The following is a 17,160-nucleotide window of genomic DNA, read 5'->3' on the forward strand; positions in this document are numbered from 1 at the left end:
TTTTCTTTATGCTTTTACAGTTGCATTGAGTTAGATAGATTTACGAGTTCATGAGTGAGGCATTCTTCCTTTCTTGGATGCAGGTCTTATGTCGGAAAAAACGGCATATTTACCTATTAAAGTTATAATCTATTACTTAAATTTTAATAGTTTGTAACAATATCTGAACTTTGATTTTTATAAAATGTCGTTTTATGGCAATATTCATCTCGTAAAAGCATTCGAAAACAAACAAAAAACCTCCCTCTTTATGAGGAAGGTTAAATACTATTGTGGTCGTTCTAACGAAAAAATCTCTCCAAGCTTTACGTAATTCGTTCCTGCTAATCTACCAACCGGCCTTAGCTTGTCTGCATCAATTCTGCCATCGTGATAAAGTTCATCTGAAATATGATAATGAACGACTCTTCCGATTAACAGATCAGTAGATGGCCTGTCGGGTGTGCCTCCTAGAGGAATGATCTGTTCAACAACACATTCCATACGTATTTTCGATTCAGCGATACCAGGAACACCTACTTTTACCGATTTTACCCTTGTTAAATTCGCAAGTTCAACTTCGCTTTGATCTGGCTCTAAGTTAGCAGCTGTTATATTTACAGCTTCTATATATGTTTCGTCTGGAATGTGAACCACGAATTCACCTAGCTCATCTGCATTTCGGGACGTATCCTTCCGTTTACCATCCTTCCTCCCAATAGAGATTGCGATTAAAGGAGGATCGGAAGTTAACGCATTAAAATAGCTGAACGGTGCAGCGTTTAGCACTCCTTCTGATGAAAGAGTTGTAACGAACGCAATCGGTCTTGGAATAATACTTCCGGTTAGAAACTTATAATTCTCTTTTATTGATAAATTTTGAGGATCGATGGACTTCATGAATCTTCACCCACTTTAATCAGTTTTTTATACGATGAGCATGAACTTGTCGAATTCCATATGTTCTTATGAATGACTCAGTTGTGACATTTAGCACTAAATAAACGATCATGATCTATTTGTCTTATATTTTGACTTAATTTTAACAAAAATGACTTATAAGAGATGTTTGCTGAACCATTCAGCCGCTTCTTCTACCTCAGCTCTTGATAGCTGATGACCCATGTTATCCCATTTCAGATGTACTTTTGCGCCGGCGTTGTTCAACAATTTGTGCAACTCTTCCGTTTCTTGAGGCGGACAGATTGGATCGTTTTTTCCTGCCCCGATAAAAACAGGAAGTCCATCAAGGTTGGGAAGCTCAATTCCGCGTCTAGGTACCATCGGATGATGAAGGATAGCACCTTTTAATGATTTTTCATAGTGAAAAATTAAACTTCCTGCAATGTTAGCCCCGTTTGAATAGCCAACAGCCACAACTTGATCACGATTAAAATCATACTTTTCTGCTGCTTCTTCAATAAACTCATAAAGCTCTTTTGTACGAAAGATTAGGTCTTCTTCATCAAATACACCCTCTGATAGACGGCGGAAAAATCTCGGCATACCGTTCTCAGACACATTTCCTCTTACGCTCAGTACAGAGGATTCTGGTGAGATCATTTCTGCTAACGATAGTAAGTCCTTCTCATTTCCTCCTGTACCATGTAATAACAAAAGTACTGGCTTGTTTAAATCTGTTCCTTTATTAAATAGATGGATCATCGTTTATCCTCCTTTAAAATTCTGGCTTCAGCCGGAAGTAGGTGATTCTCTATCTGTTCACGGTGAGGCTCAAGCCATGGTGGAAGTAATAATTTCTTTCCTAACTCTTCTTCTGGTTCATCACGTGTAAACCCTGGTGGATCAGTTGCTATTTCAAAGAGTATGCCGCCTTCTTCACGGAAATAAATAGCGTTAAAATATTGTCGGTCAATGATTTCGGTTACTTGAAACTGTTTTTGTTTCACATGTTGCTGCCATAGTTCATGTTCTTCGTAGGAAGAAGCTCGCCAGGCGATGTGATGAACTGTACCTACTCCGCTCACTCCTCTTGCTTCAGGCGATCGTTTAACATCAATTACGTTCCCAATGTCACTTTTCGCATGAAACCGGATGTAATCACCGTCTTGCCCTATTTTTTCTAACCCCATCACTTCTGTAAGAACTTGTTCGGTTGCCTGTGGAGCTGCTGACAGAAGTACTGCTCCACCAAATCCTTTTATTGCATGTTGAGGAGTAACCTCGCCAAATGACCATTCGCTATTCTTGCCTTCTTGTCTTGCAACAATTTCTAGACGCAATCCATGAGGATCGAGAAATTCTAGATATTCTTCTTTAAAACGGACTGTCTTTTTATACTCTACGGCGAACTTCACGAGTCTTTCTTCCCAAAAAGGTAAAGAGCCTTCGGGTACAACAAAAGATGTAGTTCCAACTTGGCCCGAACCAACTCTACCTCTATAAGCATCTGGCCAAGGGAAAAACGTCATGATGGTTCCTGGGCTCCCTCCTTCATCTCCAAAATAGAGATGATACGTCCCTGGATCATCAAAGTTTACTGTTTTTTTAACAAGTCTAAGCCCTAGTACACCCGCATAAAAATCTACATTTTCTTGAGGGTTACCAACAATCGCAGTTATATGGTGAATTCCATCTGTACGCATCGTCATATCCTTTACATCCTTTCAACTTCATGTAACTTATTTTTTGTAAGTTAAGTATATGATTTAACACTTACTTTTGTCAAGTAACTATATTCGATTGTTTTCGATACTTAGAATATGTATCATTTCTTTTAATCCTACTCATTATGGACGTACCACAGTTTATTTAAGCCTATACCCTTAATACGTGGGAAGAACAACATTTAGTTCGTATATTGCCACCACTCTTCCATGTCAGAAATAAAAAAATCCACGTGGAATCTGTAGATTCCACGTGGACAAAATGTGAATTGTTGTATTTGTTTGGGGTCAGACCCCTTATTAGAAGTCGAAGTTATCTGGGTCTGGGCCGATGCGTCGATCTTCATTTAACGCATCAATCTTCGCCATATCTTCAAGCGATAATTCAAAATCAAAGATATCTGCATTTTCTACGATGCGGTGTTGTTTAACAGATTTAGGAATCGTTACAACGCCGTTTTGAACATCCCAACGAAGGATGATTTGCGCTACAGATTTTCCGTATTTCTCTGCTAGTTCGACTAATGATGGCTCATCTAGCAGCTCCCCTTGCATGAGTGGGCTCCATGCTTCGAGTTGAATGTTGTTATCTTTACAGAACAACAGAAGCTCTTTTTGTGCCAAACGTGGATGGTATTCTACCTGGTTCACCATCGGTTTGATCTCACAATCAGCTAAGATGTCTTCTAAGTGATGCACTTGGAAGTTAGACACACCAATCGCTTTTACTTTTCCATCCTTGTAAAGCTTTTCAAGTGCACGCCATGTTTCTTTATACTTTCCTTTTACCGGCCAGTGAACGAGATATAGATCAAGATACTCAAGTCCAAGTTTGCTCATGCTCTCTTCGAACGCTGCGAGCGTTGACTCATAACCCTGATCTTTATTCCATACTTTAGTCGTGATGAACAATTCTTCGCGAGGAACACCTGCTTCTTTTAACGCTTGTCCAACACCTTCTTCATTTTTGTAGATGGCTGCTGTATCAATACTCTTATAGCCCGCTTCGATTGCCCATTTAACAGAATCAATTACTTCTTGTCCTTCTTCAACTTTAAATACACCAAGTCCGAACCACGGCATCTCTACTCCGTTGTTCAAGACCGTCGTATCTTGCAATGATTTAATCGTAGTCATCTGTTTAATAGCCTCCCATTTTTAGAGCTGAATTTTGTTCCCTCAAAAAGATATTGTCACATTCTGCTGTATAAAGGAAACATTTCGACTTTTAGAAGGGATTTAAATCCTTCTATGGAAGTAGTATCCAACACAATATGAAAATGGGGTGTTGGTGTGAAGGACAATCTGATTCATTTTAAGACCAAAAGCGAATCATCTAAATCTATGCCTGAACAAGAATTTACCCTGATTCAGGAGATACGTGAACTTTTATCAGAGTTTCACTGTAACTATCCTTTAGTAACAAAAAAAGCGATTCTACTTCGTATCGATCAACTAACAGATGAACTCATCTTCAATAAACGATAATTAAAAAGAAAATTGTCTTTGATACACATTCAGCAAAACATCTAACTCTTGACTACACTTAACCGTTTCATTGCTGGTTAAGCCATTGCGATCCGCAACTTCTACCAGCTTCTCTTTTTTTTCTTTTATACATTCCATGAGAAGAGAGTTATTCCATTCTTTTTTCTCCACGAAAATCCGCTCCTCTTGTGTCATTTTTATATACCTCTTGCTTATTATGAACGCTTTTTTTATCCTTGAAAATAGATTCACCAAAAGAAGAAGTAATGTTACAAAAGTGGACAATTTTTTCATGCTATATCGTCAGAAATACCTAAGATATCCTTCAATATGATCCAAGATTCAGCCGCATTCGTCGACTTTCTTGAGTTTGAAACTAGTAATAATACTAATAAAGAATCGTATGTTTTTTATTGTTTTATTATAGAATCGATGCTTAGGGCTACTATTTCAGGCTCAAAAAAAAAGGATGGGCTACTTCCCATCCTTTTAACCTTTTTTGTCATTGAAATAGTTTACAGAGTACATTGCTCCTTCTTCTACCATCTTGTTGTCATCAACATCCATTGGATCAGGATGACCTGCTTTATTAATAGGTAGCTGCGTACGATCAATGTGATCTGGTCGAACTCTGCGTTTCATATCTTTAAATTTCATTTTAGTTTTAATACGGTTTGGTTTAAAGGACAGCCACACTAATGCTCCTGTACCAAGACCGATCAGGGCCCAAGATTGTGTTTTCAATAATTTACTCGTTGTTTTCATTTGAGTTTGAGTTGTAGTTTGCATGAATAACGCCTCCTTGCTTACATTTACCCCATTTATATAATATCGTAACATCTCATTTTCTTTTCAATTATTACATATGCCTATTTCCTTAAAATCTAATCATTTGTCCATACACGCTTTCCGGAGTTTACATATACTGTATCGAAGTCGAAAGTACACTTATAAGGAGGAGTTTTTAGAATGTATGCAAATTCACCGGTAAATGCTTCACTTGCAAACGCACCAGTATATGGTGGCGGATATAGTTATTGTGGTGGCGGAGGTTATGGCAAGAGTTTTGCGATCATAGTAGTTCTATTTGTCCTTCTCATTATTGTTGGCTGTTCGTGGGCATATAAAGGCAAAGACTGCTAATTTTATATGCAGTAAAAAGAGGTGCGGATATGGTATCCGCACCTCTTTTGTTTACATATATGGTTTTGCTGTTCTCTTAAGGGATACCGTTCTTACAAAATCGATAAGCCTTGTGCTGATCCACTGGCACATTAAAGCGAATACTATAATCTCAATGCCTAACATTAACGATGTACCTAACAATACAACACTATTGATACAAAAAAGAATGGTTCCTGGCTTCTTACCCGTCCAATAAGAAAGAATTAAAGCAACGATATCCATACCACCTGAAGATGCACCGAATCGAAAGAGAATACCCACTCCTGTTCCGAAGATAATACCTCCGTACACAACATCTACAAGTGTTCCGTTTAAAGGGTTGGTGATCTGAGGAGTCAGCCAATCCACAACGATGGATGTGACAGCCACACTATAGATGGTCCATAATGCGGTTTGCTTTCCGAGTTTCTTTATTGCCAACAGCAATAGTCCAAAATTTATCGACCATAACGTTAAACCAAGTGATACATCGAAAAAATAATCATTTAATATAGCAATACCCGCTACACCCCCAGAAGGTATATGGTGAGGAAAAAGAAAAGCTGCCATAGCTAGTCCTTGCAAAAAAGCACCAAACGTTAACCACATGATTCGCTGCAAAACAAAAACCCTTTCTCTTTCGTTGTTTATTCCTTCCTTCATATTAGTCCTCTTCACCTAAAATGCAAGCTGTTTCAAAAATAAAACACATATAAGTTAAATACGAATCATACCTTTTTATTGATTACTCCTTTTTAGAGGAATAGGGCCCTGTTCATCTCTTTTGCGGGAATAACACGAAATGTGGAAGCAGCAGAAAGGTGGACAAGAAAATTGACACAACACAACAAAAGAGAAATTGAGATGCTTGAGCAAAAAGCGCGCGAAGAGCACAAAGAAGCTGAACAAGCACGATCAGTAGTTGGAGATGTCTATATTCAAAAGAAATTTCAGGAAAACCGAGCAACTGTTCAACCAAAAAAGAGCAAATAAAAGAAAGCAGTCGGATGACTGCTTTTTTTATGGTCTTATATATTTTTATGATAATGAACCTGTTCCAAGACTGCGTAAGGCATCAACTGCACCCCTGCTATCTTCTCCAGTTGCAGAAACACAACACACCCCTTGCATGCCATTTAAAAGACTCATACTAAGGTGGCTTTTTGCATTGATTCTTAACGTATTGCACTCAAAAAAGATCTGGCATTGTTCAAACTCATTCGCTTTAATGACCATTTCATGAATCCAAGTTGGTCTGATTTTCTCTTGTACCATAAAATATGTTTTCATTGTATGACCCTCTTTCAGTCCTCTTCATTTTTTATTTTACTAGCGAAATGTAAAGAACGTTTTAACCCCATGTTAGAGTTTTATGGCTTATGCATTTAATTTATGAAGAAACTGAAAAATAATGGTATGAAAAAAGAACTAAATTGCAACATTATGAGTATGACTTAAAAAGGAGTAAGATTATGGCTTATTACATAGCATGCGATTATGATGAACCCGATCGCCAGAGTTACAGAGGGATCGTGATCATAGATACTTTAACAAACGAAGTAGCTCACCGTTTCTTTTCGGGAGACTTTGATCAAGATTTCCAGGAATATAGAAGCTGGTTAGAAGATACCGAGCCTTTTTATTTTGAAGGTGACAGTTTGTTAAATTTCGTTGGCGATCTGCATGATCCCGCATTAAATGAAAACGATGATTTTTATCACTAGGCTAAATTCCGCAAAAAAAAATAGCAAATAAAAACACCATTCAAAGTTGAATGGTGTTTATTCACCCTTATTTAGTCTTTATTCGTAGAATCAATAATGCGTATTGGATTTCCTGTTGCATCTCGATAGATGGCATACCTTCCCGGAGGAATTGTACAAGGTAGTTTAACAAAATTCAGCTTACCCTCATGTTCATGATAAAAGTCATCAACACTATCTACTAAAAACACACCGCCTGGTCCAAGATCATGCTCATCTTCTTCTATCATCAGCTGTACTTCACAATCTTTCATCGACATTCCAAGTACTTGATTTCCTTCTCGCCAGGCTTCAGTCATCCCTAGACCTTCATAATATTGCTGCGACTCATGTAAATCTTTTACTGGGTGAAACAAAAACGCGAGCTTCATACCAATACCCCCTCGTAAAAAATTCGTGATCATGTGCTAGATTTATATTCGATTTTAATTTTATGTATTCGTTAAATTCCCTCTCTTATTCTTCATTTCCTGCTCTCTTTTATAAAAAAGCACTATTTATCACGCTCTTTACTAAAGGTCTCCCGCTTTTGGAAGTTTTCTTTTGCTACTATGCAAGTTGGTTGAAGGTAAAGATGATGAGACTCCTAATGCGCATATACTGGCAGGAAGCTCTTCTTACGAAACATAGAGAGCATGCAAATGTATAGGGATCTCAACTCTTTCGTAAAGCACCAATGTATCTAAAAAAACAACCATTAATAAAAGAACACACTGATTAACAAAATAAAAGACTGATCCATCTACACGCAAAGTGTAGTATGAATTCAGTCTTATAAAACTTAATACGGATACGGCGGATATGGGTATGGCGGATAGACAGGATAGATTGGATAAGGTCGAGGTGCTAGTGCTAGACCTGCGATAGTTCCAAGTGTTAGTCCTACTAATGCTGGTGCAAAGAAGAAGCGGTTGCTGCTCTCGTCCTGACCTTCTGAACTATACGGTAGAATATACGCTTTACTCTCATCTACGTGTTTAAGAACACCATGATATCGTGTGCCACAATGACAATCAATATATACCGATCTGCCTATATAACGACGGCACAGGTGATACGTTTGGTATGACAATGGGGTAAACCTCCCAGCTTGTTTTTGCCTTCTCTACACCATATGTCCAACCTGTTATTTTGACAGAGACAAGAGTCTATCGGTTTTTATTTTTCTCCAAATGGTCGCAAAACGAGATGTTGATTTTCTGGCCATTCTTTCTTAATTAATGCTGTTTCGTGATACTTGCCAGTGGCCCAATCTTCCACTTGATCACTGTACCATGGACTCAGAACATGACCGGATTGACCTGGTCCGACCACGTGATACGACCTTGACGTATCAGACATATCAATCACTGAGCGCCAAGCTCCACCATGCGTGATGCTTCCAGTTTCACGATCCCATCCGGCTACACCCACTGTCACTCTACTCCCACCCATACTTTGTTTATCCGGATTAAATAACAGATTTAAAGGTTTAATTGCAGCAAGAGGGTGTTCAAATGTTAAGGTATGGAAATCTCCCCATTCCCACTTTGATGAATCTTCACCAAATTTTTCTGTTGAAAAGGTCATCATCGATTCAAAAGATCGTTGGGTGACTTTTTCTAATCCACCATTCTCATTGATCCAAGGTCCGGGTTCTCCAGAGTTCGCTTTTCTTATCAGTTCGTCCACTACTTGTTCTCTACCGTCAAACATTTTAAGCATCTCTTCACTGATTTCATCCTTAAACAACTCATCACTAAAATGGCTCATCCAGATATGAAAGATTAATGGAGCTGCACTTTCCTTGCTGTCCGATCTATTCCAATTTTTCAGAAGTGCTAAAACATCTTGTTCCTTATCGTTCAGCGGCTTTTTCATAACTTGTTGCAAAAAAATAGGTAGCATTTCTTCTGCTTGCTTGTTTTTTTGATCGAACTGCAGAGATTGCATGTCTTTTGCCGTAAGTTTTTCTTTCCCTTCAAGTACTTCTACGATCCGTTGTTGTCTATATGGTTGAGCAAATGTATCTGAAATATGATAAGGATACGAATCAGCAGTGACTTTATTGTTGGCTGTCGCAATATATCCTTTTTCAGGATTAACGCTTGTTGGCAGTTCATCCCACGGGATGTACCCTTCCCATTCATATTGGTCGGTCCATCCAGGAACAGGAATTGACGTATAGTCTTGTTTACGAATGGGTATCAAACCGTTTGCTTTATAAGCAATCGTTCCATCTGTACTAGCAAATACAAAATTCTGCGCCGGTGTATGAAATGATTCCAGTGCTTTTTCGAACTGATTCCAATTTTTAGAGCGGTTCATCATAATTACAGCTTCGAGCTCCTTTGAAGGTTGAAGAGCTGTCCATTTTAATGAAAGGGCTGTACCTGGTTTATCATGATGTGCAAATTCTGAAATTACAGGTCCATGCCTCGTGATAACTACCTCGTGATCCACATCCATTTTATCCTTAACTTTAATTCTTTCTTTAACCACATCAGCTTTTTCCCAGTTTGCTAAGTATTGAAATTCATAAGCATTCTTCGGGTTTCTCTTTTCTACGTATAGTTCCTGAACATCTGGTCCTACGTTCGTAACACCCCATGCGATCGTTTTGTTATGGCCCACAATGATACCTGGAATTCCCGCAAATATTACACCAGAAACTTCATAATCCGGAGCTTTCAGATGAGCTTGATACCAAATAGAAGGAGTACCAAGCGAAAGGTGTGGATCGTTGGCAAGAAGCGGTTTTCCAGATTTCGTTTTACTGCCCGCAACTACCCAGTTATTACTACCATTATGATGGTTTGGAATAACCGATCCCGCGAAACTTTTTTCAAAATCAATTCCTTCAGTCTGTAGATCTTCTATTATCGTTGGTGCATCTTCTGGATATCCTGGAAATAAGTCCAGAGCTTTTTCTTTTGAGAAGGTTTCCGTTAGATAATATCGAAAGGCTTGACCTTCCCAATGTCCACCAAGGTCAAAAGCCATGTATTTACCGATCACGAGCGAATCAACCGGCGTCCATCTCTCCGGCTCATATCCAACGAGCAAAAATTCGATGGGTAGTGTGTTATCTTTCTTCGCTTGGTTCATATAAGCGTTCACACCATCTGCATACCATGAGAGATATCGTTTCATTTCTGGAGAGTATTTATCATAAGAAGCTTCTGCTGCTCTTCTCAAACCAAGTGTTCTAAAAAACTTATCACGGGTAAGTGTCTTTTCCCCAATAACCTCACTGAGCATTCCCGATGCTTGTCTTCTGCTCAAATCCATTTGAAACAACCTGTCTTGAGCCGTTACAAAGCCCTGAGCCATAAATAGGTCCTTCATTGAGGTCGCTTCAATATGAGGAACACCGTCTCTATCTCTGTAAACATCTACCGTTGCATCTAGTCCGTTTAGAGAAATTGATCCATTAATTATGGGTTTACTTTTTTGAAGCAAAAAATAGGCAGTCCCTGCTGCTGCTGCTAATATGACAACGATAGCAATTCCGATGATAAGTAAACCTTTTTTCCAAGATAATCGTTTAACAGACTTTTTTTTCTGAAGCGCACTCTCCACCTATAGACCCCCTGCCACTACAATCTTCCTAATTACATTCTATAATGTGACGGATTTCCCCTGTAAAAAATTGATAAAAGTAAATGGATTGAAAAACCTCCATACTTTTCGCCTAATTTCTCTAAATAAAGACAGGATTCTCAGAAAAATGTCGAATATTTCAACAAGCAGTTTATGACATAAAAGATAAGGAGAATTAAGATGGCTAAAATTGTAGTGGATTTCCAACTTAGTCATGGTGAGGAAAAAATTACTGAAGGCAACATCGTGATTGTTAATATCTATCCAAGCAAAGCCAATCTCCACGAACAAGTGAAAAAATTAATCGCAGAACAATTTAACTGCCCTGCTGGAATCATCTCTATTAAGCAAATAAAAATGAATGCATAAGTTAATAAAAAATGTGTTAACGCCTTAAAGCTTTGAAATGTGTGGTAGTGTCGCCTACCACCTGCGCGTTTCTAAGCTTGGCATCCAAAAAGGAATTTTACATCAGAATTGCTTGTCTGCCCAAAGGAAAGCGAGCAGTCCCGAACGGAAATGAACTCCTTCGAAAAACAACTAAAGGCCAACCTTTTGAAAAGAGCCATAAAAAAAAGAGGTGCTTCGCTAAAGGAAGCACCTCTATATGTATAGGGGACTTTATTATCTCATCGATTTTTAAATCTAGTAAGTTCCATTAGACGTATACCGCTTGGCCTATGTTCAACCCTTTAATCGGAAAATTAGGCGGTGGTTGGCCAAGTTATCTAGCTTTTGTCATGCTAAAAATACGTCTTAATGATATTTTCAATCTCTTCATCCTTCATTCGACCTGCAATTCCAGGGGTTTGAGCAAAATATTTTACCGCTTCACCGCAAGATAGACCTATCTGACTAAGCCCTTTTGCGATCGTAATAAGATAAGTTGCTGGCGGTGGATTCAAATCCTGTTCATGCATATCAAGATTGCAAGTGAATGTAACCATCGGATATCCTTGGTCCTCGCCTAAATAGACCATTCGACTATACCAGCCTTGGCCAAAGTGAATATATTCTTTTTTGATGACTTCCTCCAGATCAGCCTCTATTTCATCACAGCTGTTTTCTTGGGCTGTAACATCTAAAAACTGCTCAACAGTGACCAAATACTTTCTCCCAAACGTCTCGTAAGCTTCATTTCTTTCATGGCCGATAAAGGCAACCCCACCTTCCCCCCACTTCGTTCGCTCTCTTGCAAAATACAGGGGATATGGCAGAACTGCTTTGCCGTTCTTCAGCGGCATGGCTGGGTTTCTGCAGCCTCTTTCCCGTTGAGTAGAACCTTCCGGCTGATCGCCAAGAATATAACATAAAAAACGATGCTCCATTAAATTAGATCCATAACTGACATACCAAACATAAGATGTGTCCAACGATTAATCCTCCTTAAAATTTTCCTTGAATAATAGTCATGAACAATGTCATTTTTTTATACATTGATATACACAAGGGGGATGAAAAAATGAAAAGAAAGTGTTTGCTCTTCGTATTTAGCTTATTTATATTTCTTTTCGTGATGTTCCTAGCTACACCTGTTATCTAAAATATTTTAAAATTAATTATTTATAGGTCTTTTGGTTCACCCCAGTTAAAATAGAAAAAGAATTCGATTTTTGATCGAAAATAATATTGGTAAAATAATCCTATTGACCTAAATAGTGTTATTAGAAATAGTCTTTCCGATTCTTGTATCATTTTTCAAATCGGGATAAAATGGTAAACATACAATACTTTTCCTTCTCTAGTTTCTGTACGAGTCTTACTCCTAATTTGCAAGGAGGGATGGGGATGACAGTATTTGAAGCGATGTCACTCATGATTGGTTTTTCAATGCTTGTTCTTACCATAATCCGCTCCAAAGATGATTCATAAAGACAGAGAGTTTTATTTTTTATTCATTCTGCCATGCAGATGCATGGCTTATTTTTTCGGATAAATTTATCTAAAAGCTAGAATTACCCTTTCTATGAATTGTAAAACAAAAACCTTGCTGGAGATACTCTCCGAGCAAGGTTTTTAGTTTTAACTGTTTTTTATACAATCGTAGCTAGTCTATGCTTTCTTGACGACAATCTGCCCTTCTGAAACATTTACTGTTAGCTTCTCGACGCTCTCGTCATCTAAAAGAACATCTGCAATTTTATCTTCGATGTGCTCTTGAATGATACGACGAAGTGGTCTTGCTCCGAAAGCTGGATGATACCCTAGTTTCGCAAGCTTCTGTTTTGCAGCAAAAGTAACTGAGATCGAGATGTTTTGCTCTTGGAGTTGAACAGAAAGATCTTGCAGCATCAAATCAACAATCTTCACAAGGTGTTCTTCTTTTAAAGACTGGAATTGAACGATGCTATCAAAACGGTTTAGAAACTCTGGTTTGAAGTAGCCACCTAAAGAGTCTAGAATCTGCGTCTCTTTTTCAACCTCTTCTGTATTAAACCCTAGTTTCTTTGTTTGTTTTACAGCTGAACCGGCATTACTTGTCATGATGATCACAGTATCCTTAAAGCTTACCGTACGTCCTTGGCTGTCGGTCAATCTACCGTCTTCCATGATTTGAAGAAACATGTGCTGTACATCTGGATGAGCTTTTTCGATCTCATCGAGCAACAGTATGCTATATGGCTTACGGCGAATCTGTTCTGTTAGTTGTCCAGCCTCTTCATGTCCCACATATCCTGGAGGTGAACCGATCAACTTAGAAACTGCGTGTTTCTCCATATATTCACTCATGTCGAGACGAATCATGCTGTCTTCATCGCCAAAGATTTCTTTAGCTAATGTTTTCGTTAATTCTGTTTTACCTACACCCGTTGGTCCTACAAATAGGAAGGAACCGATCGGACGCTTTTTCGCTTTTAACCCTGCACGACTTCTGCGGATAGCTTTTGCTACCTTTTCAACTGCTTCATCTTGTCCGATTACTTGAGCTGAAAGTTTTGCAGCTAGCTCTTTCATCTTAGACTGTTCATCACTTTGCAGTTTACGAACTGGAATTCCTGTTTTTTGTTCAACGATATGTTGAATATCCTCTACTTGAACAATTGCTGCCTTTTTATCTTCTTCTTGTGTTTTAAGTTTCTCATCGAGTACTAATTCTTCTTGTCTAAGCTTAGCTGCGAGTTCATAATTTTCATCTGCAGCAGCTTTTTCTTTTTCTTTAACGAGTTCCTCCAAGCGCTCTTCAATTGAAGATTTCTCAATCGTAATATGTTGCAGGTTGCTCTTAGAACCTGCTTCATCCATAAGGTCAATCGCTTTATCTGGCAAGAAGCGGTCTTGAATATAACGATGTGATAATGTAACACAAGCTTTTAAAGCTTCTTCTGTAAATTTAACTTGGTGATAGTCTTCATATCGTGAAGCAAGTCCTTTAAGGATCTCAAACGCTTCAACAGGTGTCGGTTCGTTAACAATAACAGGCTGGAAGCGGCGCTCTAGCGCTGCATCTTTTTCAATTTGGCGATATTCTTTGAGTGTTGTAGCACCAACCATCTGAAGTTCACCACGAGCAAGTGCTGGTTTCAAAATGTTTCCTGCATCCATAGATCCTTCAGCAGAACCGGCTCCCACGATCTGATGGACCTCATCTACAAAGAGAATCACATTCTTGAGTTTTTGAAGTTCAGCAATAAGTTGTTTCATTCTTTCCTCAAACTGACCCCTTACGCCAGTATCTGCAACGAGTGAAGCAACATCTAACAAGTACACTTCTTTGTTCAGTAGCTTTGCTGGTACATTACCTTCTACAATTTTAGTAGCTAAGCCTTCAGCAATTGCTGTTTTACCTACACCTGGCTCCCCGATTAATACCGGGTTATTTTTTGTACGACGGTTCAATATTTCGATAACACGACGTACCTCTTGATCACGTCCGATTACGGGATCGATGATTCCTGCCTTTGCCGCATCTGTTAAGTTACGGCCAAATTTATCTAGGAAGCCTCCGCCTCGTTTTCCTTTTTGTGTTTGTTGATGCTGATGACCGTTAGACTGATCTGCAAAAGCTTGTCCATTCATCATCTGTTGAAAAATATCATCGAAAGAAGAAAAGTTCATATTCATTCCTCCTCCAGTAGTCATTTCTTGTTTTACTTTATGGTAACAATCCGAGCAGAGCACAAATTGTTTCTTTTCTTTATTCATCGAAATACTCATTTGAATCGTAGCAGGATTAACTTCACATTGTTCACAACGCATAATTGTAACCCCCTATTTAGATTTTTAGAAAATTTGTATAAATTATTTGCGATTATAACGTTATGCTTTTCGTTTCGCAACTTTTTTGGTTAAGGTGTTTTGGTTTGATTGCTCAAAATTTGACTTTGACTTTCTTTGACCTTTCACCTTTAATCATATTATACTTTGACCTTTTTTGACTTTCAAGTATTTTGTTTGACTGTTAAAAATAACAAAAAGAGATGAGCTCTTAACTCATCTCTTCCCCAAATCAGTTCCAATTAAAAGTGATTTTTTGTCTGTAATCTTCTGTTTCTCCAGTTGGCGTTAACCACACTTCAAGTGTATATGAACCTGGCTCAAGATTATTCACTAAAATGTCTTGCGTAAAAACATCCGCTTGCTTCAACTTTAATGAAGTGAGAACCTGCATGAACATATGATTTTTAGAGTATTGATAAACAACTTTTCCATTCTTGTCTTTGATTACATAATCAAACTTTTGACTGGATGAAAATTGAAATACCTTCTCTTTTTCTGTTTGATTTTTTAACTCATACCGAAATAGGATACCTTTTGCGTTCTGCTGTTCTTGAACCTTGATTGTACCTTCAATATTTCCTGCAACGATACCGTTCTGACCATCTTGTCCAGATCGCTCTTCATTGCCATCCTTAGGACTTTGTTTCTTTTTATTATCTTCTTTACCATCACCTATCACCGGTTGCTCTCTCCCCTCGGATTGGTTTTGGCTGTCACTGTTCCCACAGCCTGTAGCGACTATCGAAATACATAATATGATCAGTATAACATGCCATTTGTTGATCCAACATTTTCTCATCATTCTTCACCTCACTTGTTAGTTTGGGCATATATACGGAATTTCATGTTTAAAAAGGATTTTTAGCTTACTTCATGTAAAATAGAAATAAACTTATACGTATAGGGAGTGTGTTTCTTTGGAAATGACAAAGTCAGATCTTTTGCTTGAGATGCAGAAAATAACTTCTGAAAAGCGTGCCACACAAAATGAAACGATTCTCTGGCAGCATAGCCACGATGAATCATATCACCACCCTGTTTCTCCCGATATAGTTGTATACCCTATATCAGCAGATGAAATTTCTTCTATACTAAAATTCGCAAATGAAAACAAAATTCCTGTTGTGCCTTACGGAGCAGGTTCCAGTCTTGAAGGTCACTGTATTCCCGTTAAAGGCGGCATCTCTATAAACTTTCAAGAAATGAATGAAGTGTTAGAGATTCGTCCTGATGACTTTCTAGTGAAAGTACAGCCTGGTGTTACACGCACCCAGCTAAACCTAGCACTAAAAAAATTCGGATTGTTCTTTCCCGTGGACCCTGGAGCTGATGCTACGATCGGTGGAATGGCAGCTACGAATGCAAGTGGAACAACCAGCGTAAAATATGGAATCATGCGTGACCAAGTAAGAAATCTCCAGGTAGTACTGGCTGATGGACAGGTTATTCAAACCGGCGGAATGGCCGCTAAATCGTCAGCGGGCTATCACTTGACCTCCATGTTTGTCGGTTCAGAAGGTACACTTGGGGTTTTTACTGAGATTACATTAAAAGTATACGGCATCCCTGAATCAGTTTTAGCAGCACGGTGCACATTTCCATCGGTTCAATCGGCGGTTGAAGCAGCTGGTGCGGTTCTTGGCTCTGGCACTGGTATCGCAAGGATGGAGCTGGTTGATGAACGCTCGATCGTTCAAGTGAACCACAATAGCGATACCTCGTATACAGAAGCTCCTACCTTATTTTTAGAGTTTCAAGGAAACCCTTCAAGCGTTTCATATGAAGCATCATTGACAAAAGAGTTGCTAGAGAGCTTTGGAGGTTTAGAATGGGTGGAGGAACGTGATTCTAAAGCGCGTGCTAAGCTTTGGGAAGCAAGACACAATCTAGCTTATGCATTTAAACACGGTTATCCCGGAAAATCGATGATGTTCACCGATGTTTGTCTTCCACTCTCTGAATTGTCCGGAGCAATCGTACATGCGAGAAAAACGATGGATGAGATTGGTGTACCAGGTGCCGTACTCGGTCATGTAGGGGATGGAAATTTTCATGCCATTTTGATGTATGATAGCTCAATTTTGGAAGAGCGTGAAAAAGCTGATACGGTGAATGCTAGTATAGTGGACTATGCTCTTCAAAAAGGTGGGACATGTACAGGCGAGCACGGCATTGGTATCGGAAAAGCAAAATATTTGGCTAAGGAACATGCTGATACTCTTCCCATCATGTTAGCTATAAAAAAACAATTGGATCCAAACGACATTTTAAACCCAGGTAAGATCATATTATAGAAATGAAACGAAGAGCTTGTATGATTCGTATAGGAGTAATAACCA

21 protein-coding genes are annotated in these 17,160 nt (G+C 38.7%); 7 read left to right on the forward strand and 14 right to left on the reverse strand.

Going from position 1 to position 17,160, the window contains the following annotated elements; translation table 11 throughout:
* Window positions 1-267: 267 nt before the first annotated feature.
* The 4 genes from IHV12_RS09725 to IHV12_RS09740 form a co-directional block, all read right to left on the reverse strand.
* The gene (locus IHV12_RS09725; protein WP_197190735.1) at window positions 268-879 is read right to left on the reverse strand and encodes a flavin reductase family protein; all 612 of its coding nucleotides are present in this window, start codon (window positions 877-879) and stop codon (window positions 268-270) included.
* 156 nt (window positions 880-1,035) lie between these two features.
* Window positions 1,036-1,644 (reverse strand): alpha/beta hydrolase, encoded by a 609-nt coding sequence (locus IHV12_RS09730; protein ID WP_197126997.1) that lies wholly within the window; start codon window positions 1,642-1,644, stop codon window positions 1,036-1,038.
* On the reverse strand, window positions 1,641-2,591 hold the full coding sequence (locus tag IHV12_RS09735) for a ring-cleaving dioxygenase (protein WP_197190736.1): 951 nt from the start codon (window positions 2,589-2,591) through the stop codon (window positions 1,641-1,643). Before IHV12_RS09735 ends, IHV12_RS09730 begins: the two co-directional genes overlap by 4 nt.
* Window positions 2,592-2,906: 315 nt before the next feature.
* A complete protein-coding gene (locus IHV12_RS09740) occupies window positions 2,907-3,743 on the reverse strand; it encodes an aldo/keto reductase (protein WP_197190737.1) in 837 nt (278 codons plus the stop codon).
* A 156-nt stretch (window positions 3,744-3,899) separates the two neighbouring features.
* On the opposite strand from IHV12_RS09740, the gene IHV12_RS09745 reads away from it, so the two are divergent.
* Complete coding sequence (locus IHV12_RS09745) at window positions 3,900-4,094, forward strand: hypothetical protein (protein WP_197126994.1); 195 nt, start codon at window positions 3,900-3,902, stop codon at window positions 4,092-4,094.
* On the opposite strand, the gene IHV12_RS09750 is transcribed toward IHV12_RS09745, so the two are convergent.
* Together IHV12_RS09750 and IHV12_RS09755 are read right to left on the reverse strand one after the other, a co-directional pair.
* Window positions 4,095-4,265 carry an aspartyl-phosphate phosphatase Spo0E family protein gene (locus tag IHV12_RS09750; RefSeq protein ID WP_370568694.1) on the reverse strand — a complete coding sequence of 57 codons (171 nt, stop codon included), beginning with the start codon at window positions 4,263-4,265 and terminating at the stop codon, window positions 4,095-4,097.
* Window positions 4,266-4,583: 318 nt separating this feature from the next.
* Window positions 4,584-4,883, reverse strand: coding sequence for a hypothetical protein (locus IHV12_RS09755; RefSeq protein WP_231618099.1), 300 nt, complete (start codon window positions 4,881-4,883; stop codon window positions 4,584-4,586).
* A 180-nt stretch (window positions 4,884-5,063) separates the two neighbouring features.
* Between IHV12_RS09755 and IHV12_RS09760 the strand changes: the two genes are divergently transcribed.
* Window positions 5,064-5,237 carry a YjcZ family sporulation protein gene (locus tag IHV12_RS09760; RefSeq protein ID WP_191753127.1) on the forward strand — a complete coding sequence of 58 codons (174 nt, stop codon included), beginning with the start codon at window positions 5,064-5,066 and terminating at the stop codon, window positions 5,235-5,237.
* Window positions 5,238-5,288: 51 nt separating this feature from the next.
* Here IHV12_RS09760 and IHV12_RS09765 read toward each other — a convergent pair whose 3' ends face one another.
* Window positions 5,289-5,921: a YitT family protein gene (locus IHV12_RS09765; protein WP_231618098.1), complete on the reverse strand. Its 633-nt coding sequence runs from the start codon at window positions 5,919-5,921 to the stop codon at window positions 5,289-5,291.
* A 171-nt stretch (window positions 5,922-6,092) separates the two neighbouring features.
* On the opposite strand from IHV12_RS09765, the gene IHV12_RS09770 reads away from it, so the two are divergent.
* Complete coding sequence (locus IHV12_RS09770; protein ID WP_197126992.1) at window positions 6,093-6,251, forward strand: hypothetical protein; 159 nt, start codon at window positions 6,093-6,095, stop codon at window positions 6,249-6,251.
* A 45-nt stretch (window positions 6,252-6,296) separates the two neighbouring features.
* Here the strand turns inward: IHV12_RS09770 and IHV12_RS09775 are convergent, their stop codons facing one another.
* Window positions 6,297-6,533 carry an HPr family phosphocarrier protein gene (locus tag IHV12_RS09775; protein WP_197190738.1) on the reverse strand — a complete coding sequence of 79 codons (237 nt, stop codon included), beginning with the start codon at window positions 6,531-6,533 and terminating at the stop codon, window positions 6,297-6,299.
* Between the two features lie 197 nt (window positions 6,534-6,730).
* On the opposite strand from IHV12_RS09775, the gene IHV12_RS09780 reads away from it, so the two are divergent.
* Window positions 6,731-6,982, forward strand: a complete 252-nt coding sequence (locus tag IHV12_RS09780) for a hypothetical protein (RefSeq protein ID WP_197190739.1) — start codon at window positions 6,731-6,733, stop codon at window positions 6,980-6,982.
* Between the two features lie 71 nt (window positions 6,983-7,053).
* On the opposite strand, the gene IHV12_RS09785 is transcribed toward IHV12_RS09780, so the two are convergent.
* The 3 genes from IHV12_RS09785 to IHV12_RS09795 form a co-directional block, all read right to left on the reverse strand.
* Window positions 7,054-7,392, reverse strand: a complete 339-nt coding sequence (locus IHV12_RS09785) for a VOC family protein (protein ID WP_197126989.1) — start codon at window positions 7,390-7,392, stop codon at window positions 7,054-7,056.
* Between the two features lie 410 nt (window positions 7,393-7,802).
* Window positions 7,803-8,093: a hypothetical protein gene (locus tag IHV12_RS09790; RefSeq protein WP_197128255.1), complete on the reverse strand. Its 291-nt coding sequence runs from the start codon at window positions 8,091-8,093 to the stop codon at window positions 7,803-7,805.
* An 86-nt stretch (window positions 8,094-8,179) separates the two neighbouring features.
* The gene (locus IHV12_RS09795) at window positions 8,180-10,582 is read right to left on the reverse strand and encodes a penicillin acylase family protein (protein ID WP_197190740.1); all 2,403 of its coding nucleotides are present in this window, start codon (window positions 10,580-10,582) and stop codon (window positions 8,180-8,182) included.
* A 201-nt stretch (window positions 10,583-10,783) separates the two neighbouring features.
* Here IHV12_RS09795 and IHV12_RS09800 point away from each other — a divergent pair, with 201 nt between their 5' ends.
* Entirely contained in the window at window positions 10,784-10,972 is a 189-nt protein-coding gene (locus IHV12_RS09800) for a hypothetical protein (RefSeq protein WP_197126987.1), read from the forward strand.
* Between the two features lie 374 nt (window positions 10,973-11,346).
* On the opposite strand, the gene IHV12_RS09805 is transcribed toward IHV12_RS09800, so the two are convergent.
* On the reverse strand, window positions 11,347-11,976 hold the full coding sequence (locus IHV12_RS09805) for a hypothetical protein (protein ID WP_231620701.1): 630 nt from the start codon (window positions 11,974-11,976) through the stop codon (window positions 11,347-11,349).
* A 409-nt stretch (window positions 11,977-12,385) separates the two neighbouring features.
* On the opposite strand from IHV12_RS09805, the gene IHV12_RS22635 reads away from it, so the two are divergent.
* Window positions 12,386-12,475 carry a putative holin-like toxin gene (locus tag IHV12_RS22635; protein ID WP_222122228.1) on the forward strand — a complete coding sequence of 30 codons (90 nt, stop codon included), beginning with the start codon at window positions 12,386-12,388 and terminating at the stop codon, window positions 12,473-12,475.
* Between the two features lie 180 nt (window positions 12,476-12,655).
* Here the strand turns inward: IHV12_RS22635 and IHV12_RS09810 are convergent, their stop codons facing one another.
* Together IHV12_RS09810 and IHV12_RS09815 are read right to left on the reverse strand one after the other, a co-directional pair.
* On the reverse strand, window positions 12,656-14,800 hold the full coding sequence (locus tag IHV12_RS09810) for an ATP-dependent Clp protease ATP-binding subunit (RefSeq protein ID WP_197190741.1): 2,145 nt from the start codon (window positions 14,798-14,800) through the stop codon (window positions 12,656-12,658).
* Between the two features lie 250 nt (window positions 14,801-15,050).
* Window positions 15,051-15,623, reverse strand: a complete 573-nt coding sequence (locus IHV12_RS09815; protein WP_197126985.1) for a BsuPI-related putative proteinase inhibitor — start codon at window positions 15,621-15,623, stop codon at window positions 15,051-15,053.
* A 121-nt stretch (window positions 15,624-15,744) separates the two neighbouring features.
* On the opposite strand from IHV12_RS09815, the gene IHV12_RS09820 reads away from it, so the two are divergent.
* On the forward strand, window positions 15,745-17,115 hold the full coding sequence (locus IHV12_RS09820; RefSeq protein WP_197190905.1) for an FAD-binding oxidoreductase: 1,371 nt from the start codon (window positions 15,745-15,747) through the stop codon (window positions 17,113-17,115).
* The last annotated feature ends 45 nt before the right edge of the window (window positions 17,116-17,160 follow it).

Source organism: Fictibacillus sp. 7GRE50 (genome assembly GCF_015903875.1).
In the GTDB taxonomy this organism is placed as follows: domain Bacteria; phylum Bacillota; class Bacilli; order Bacillales; family Fictibacillaceae; genus Fictibacillus; species Fictibacillus phosphorivorans.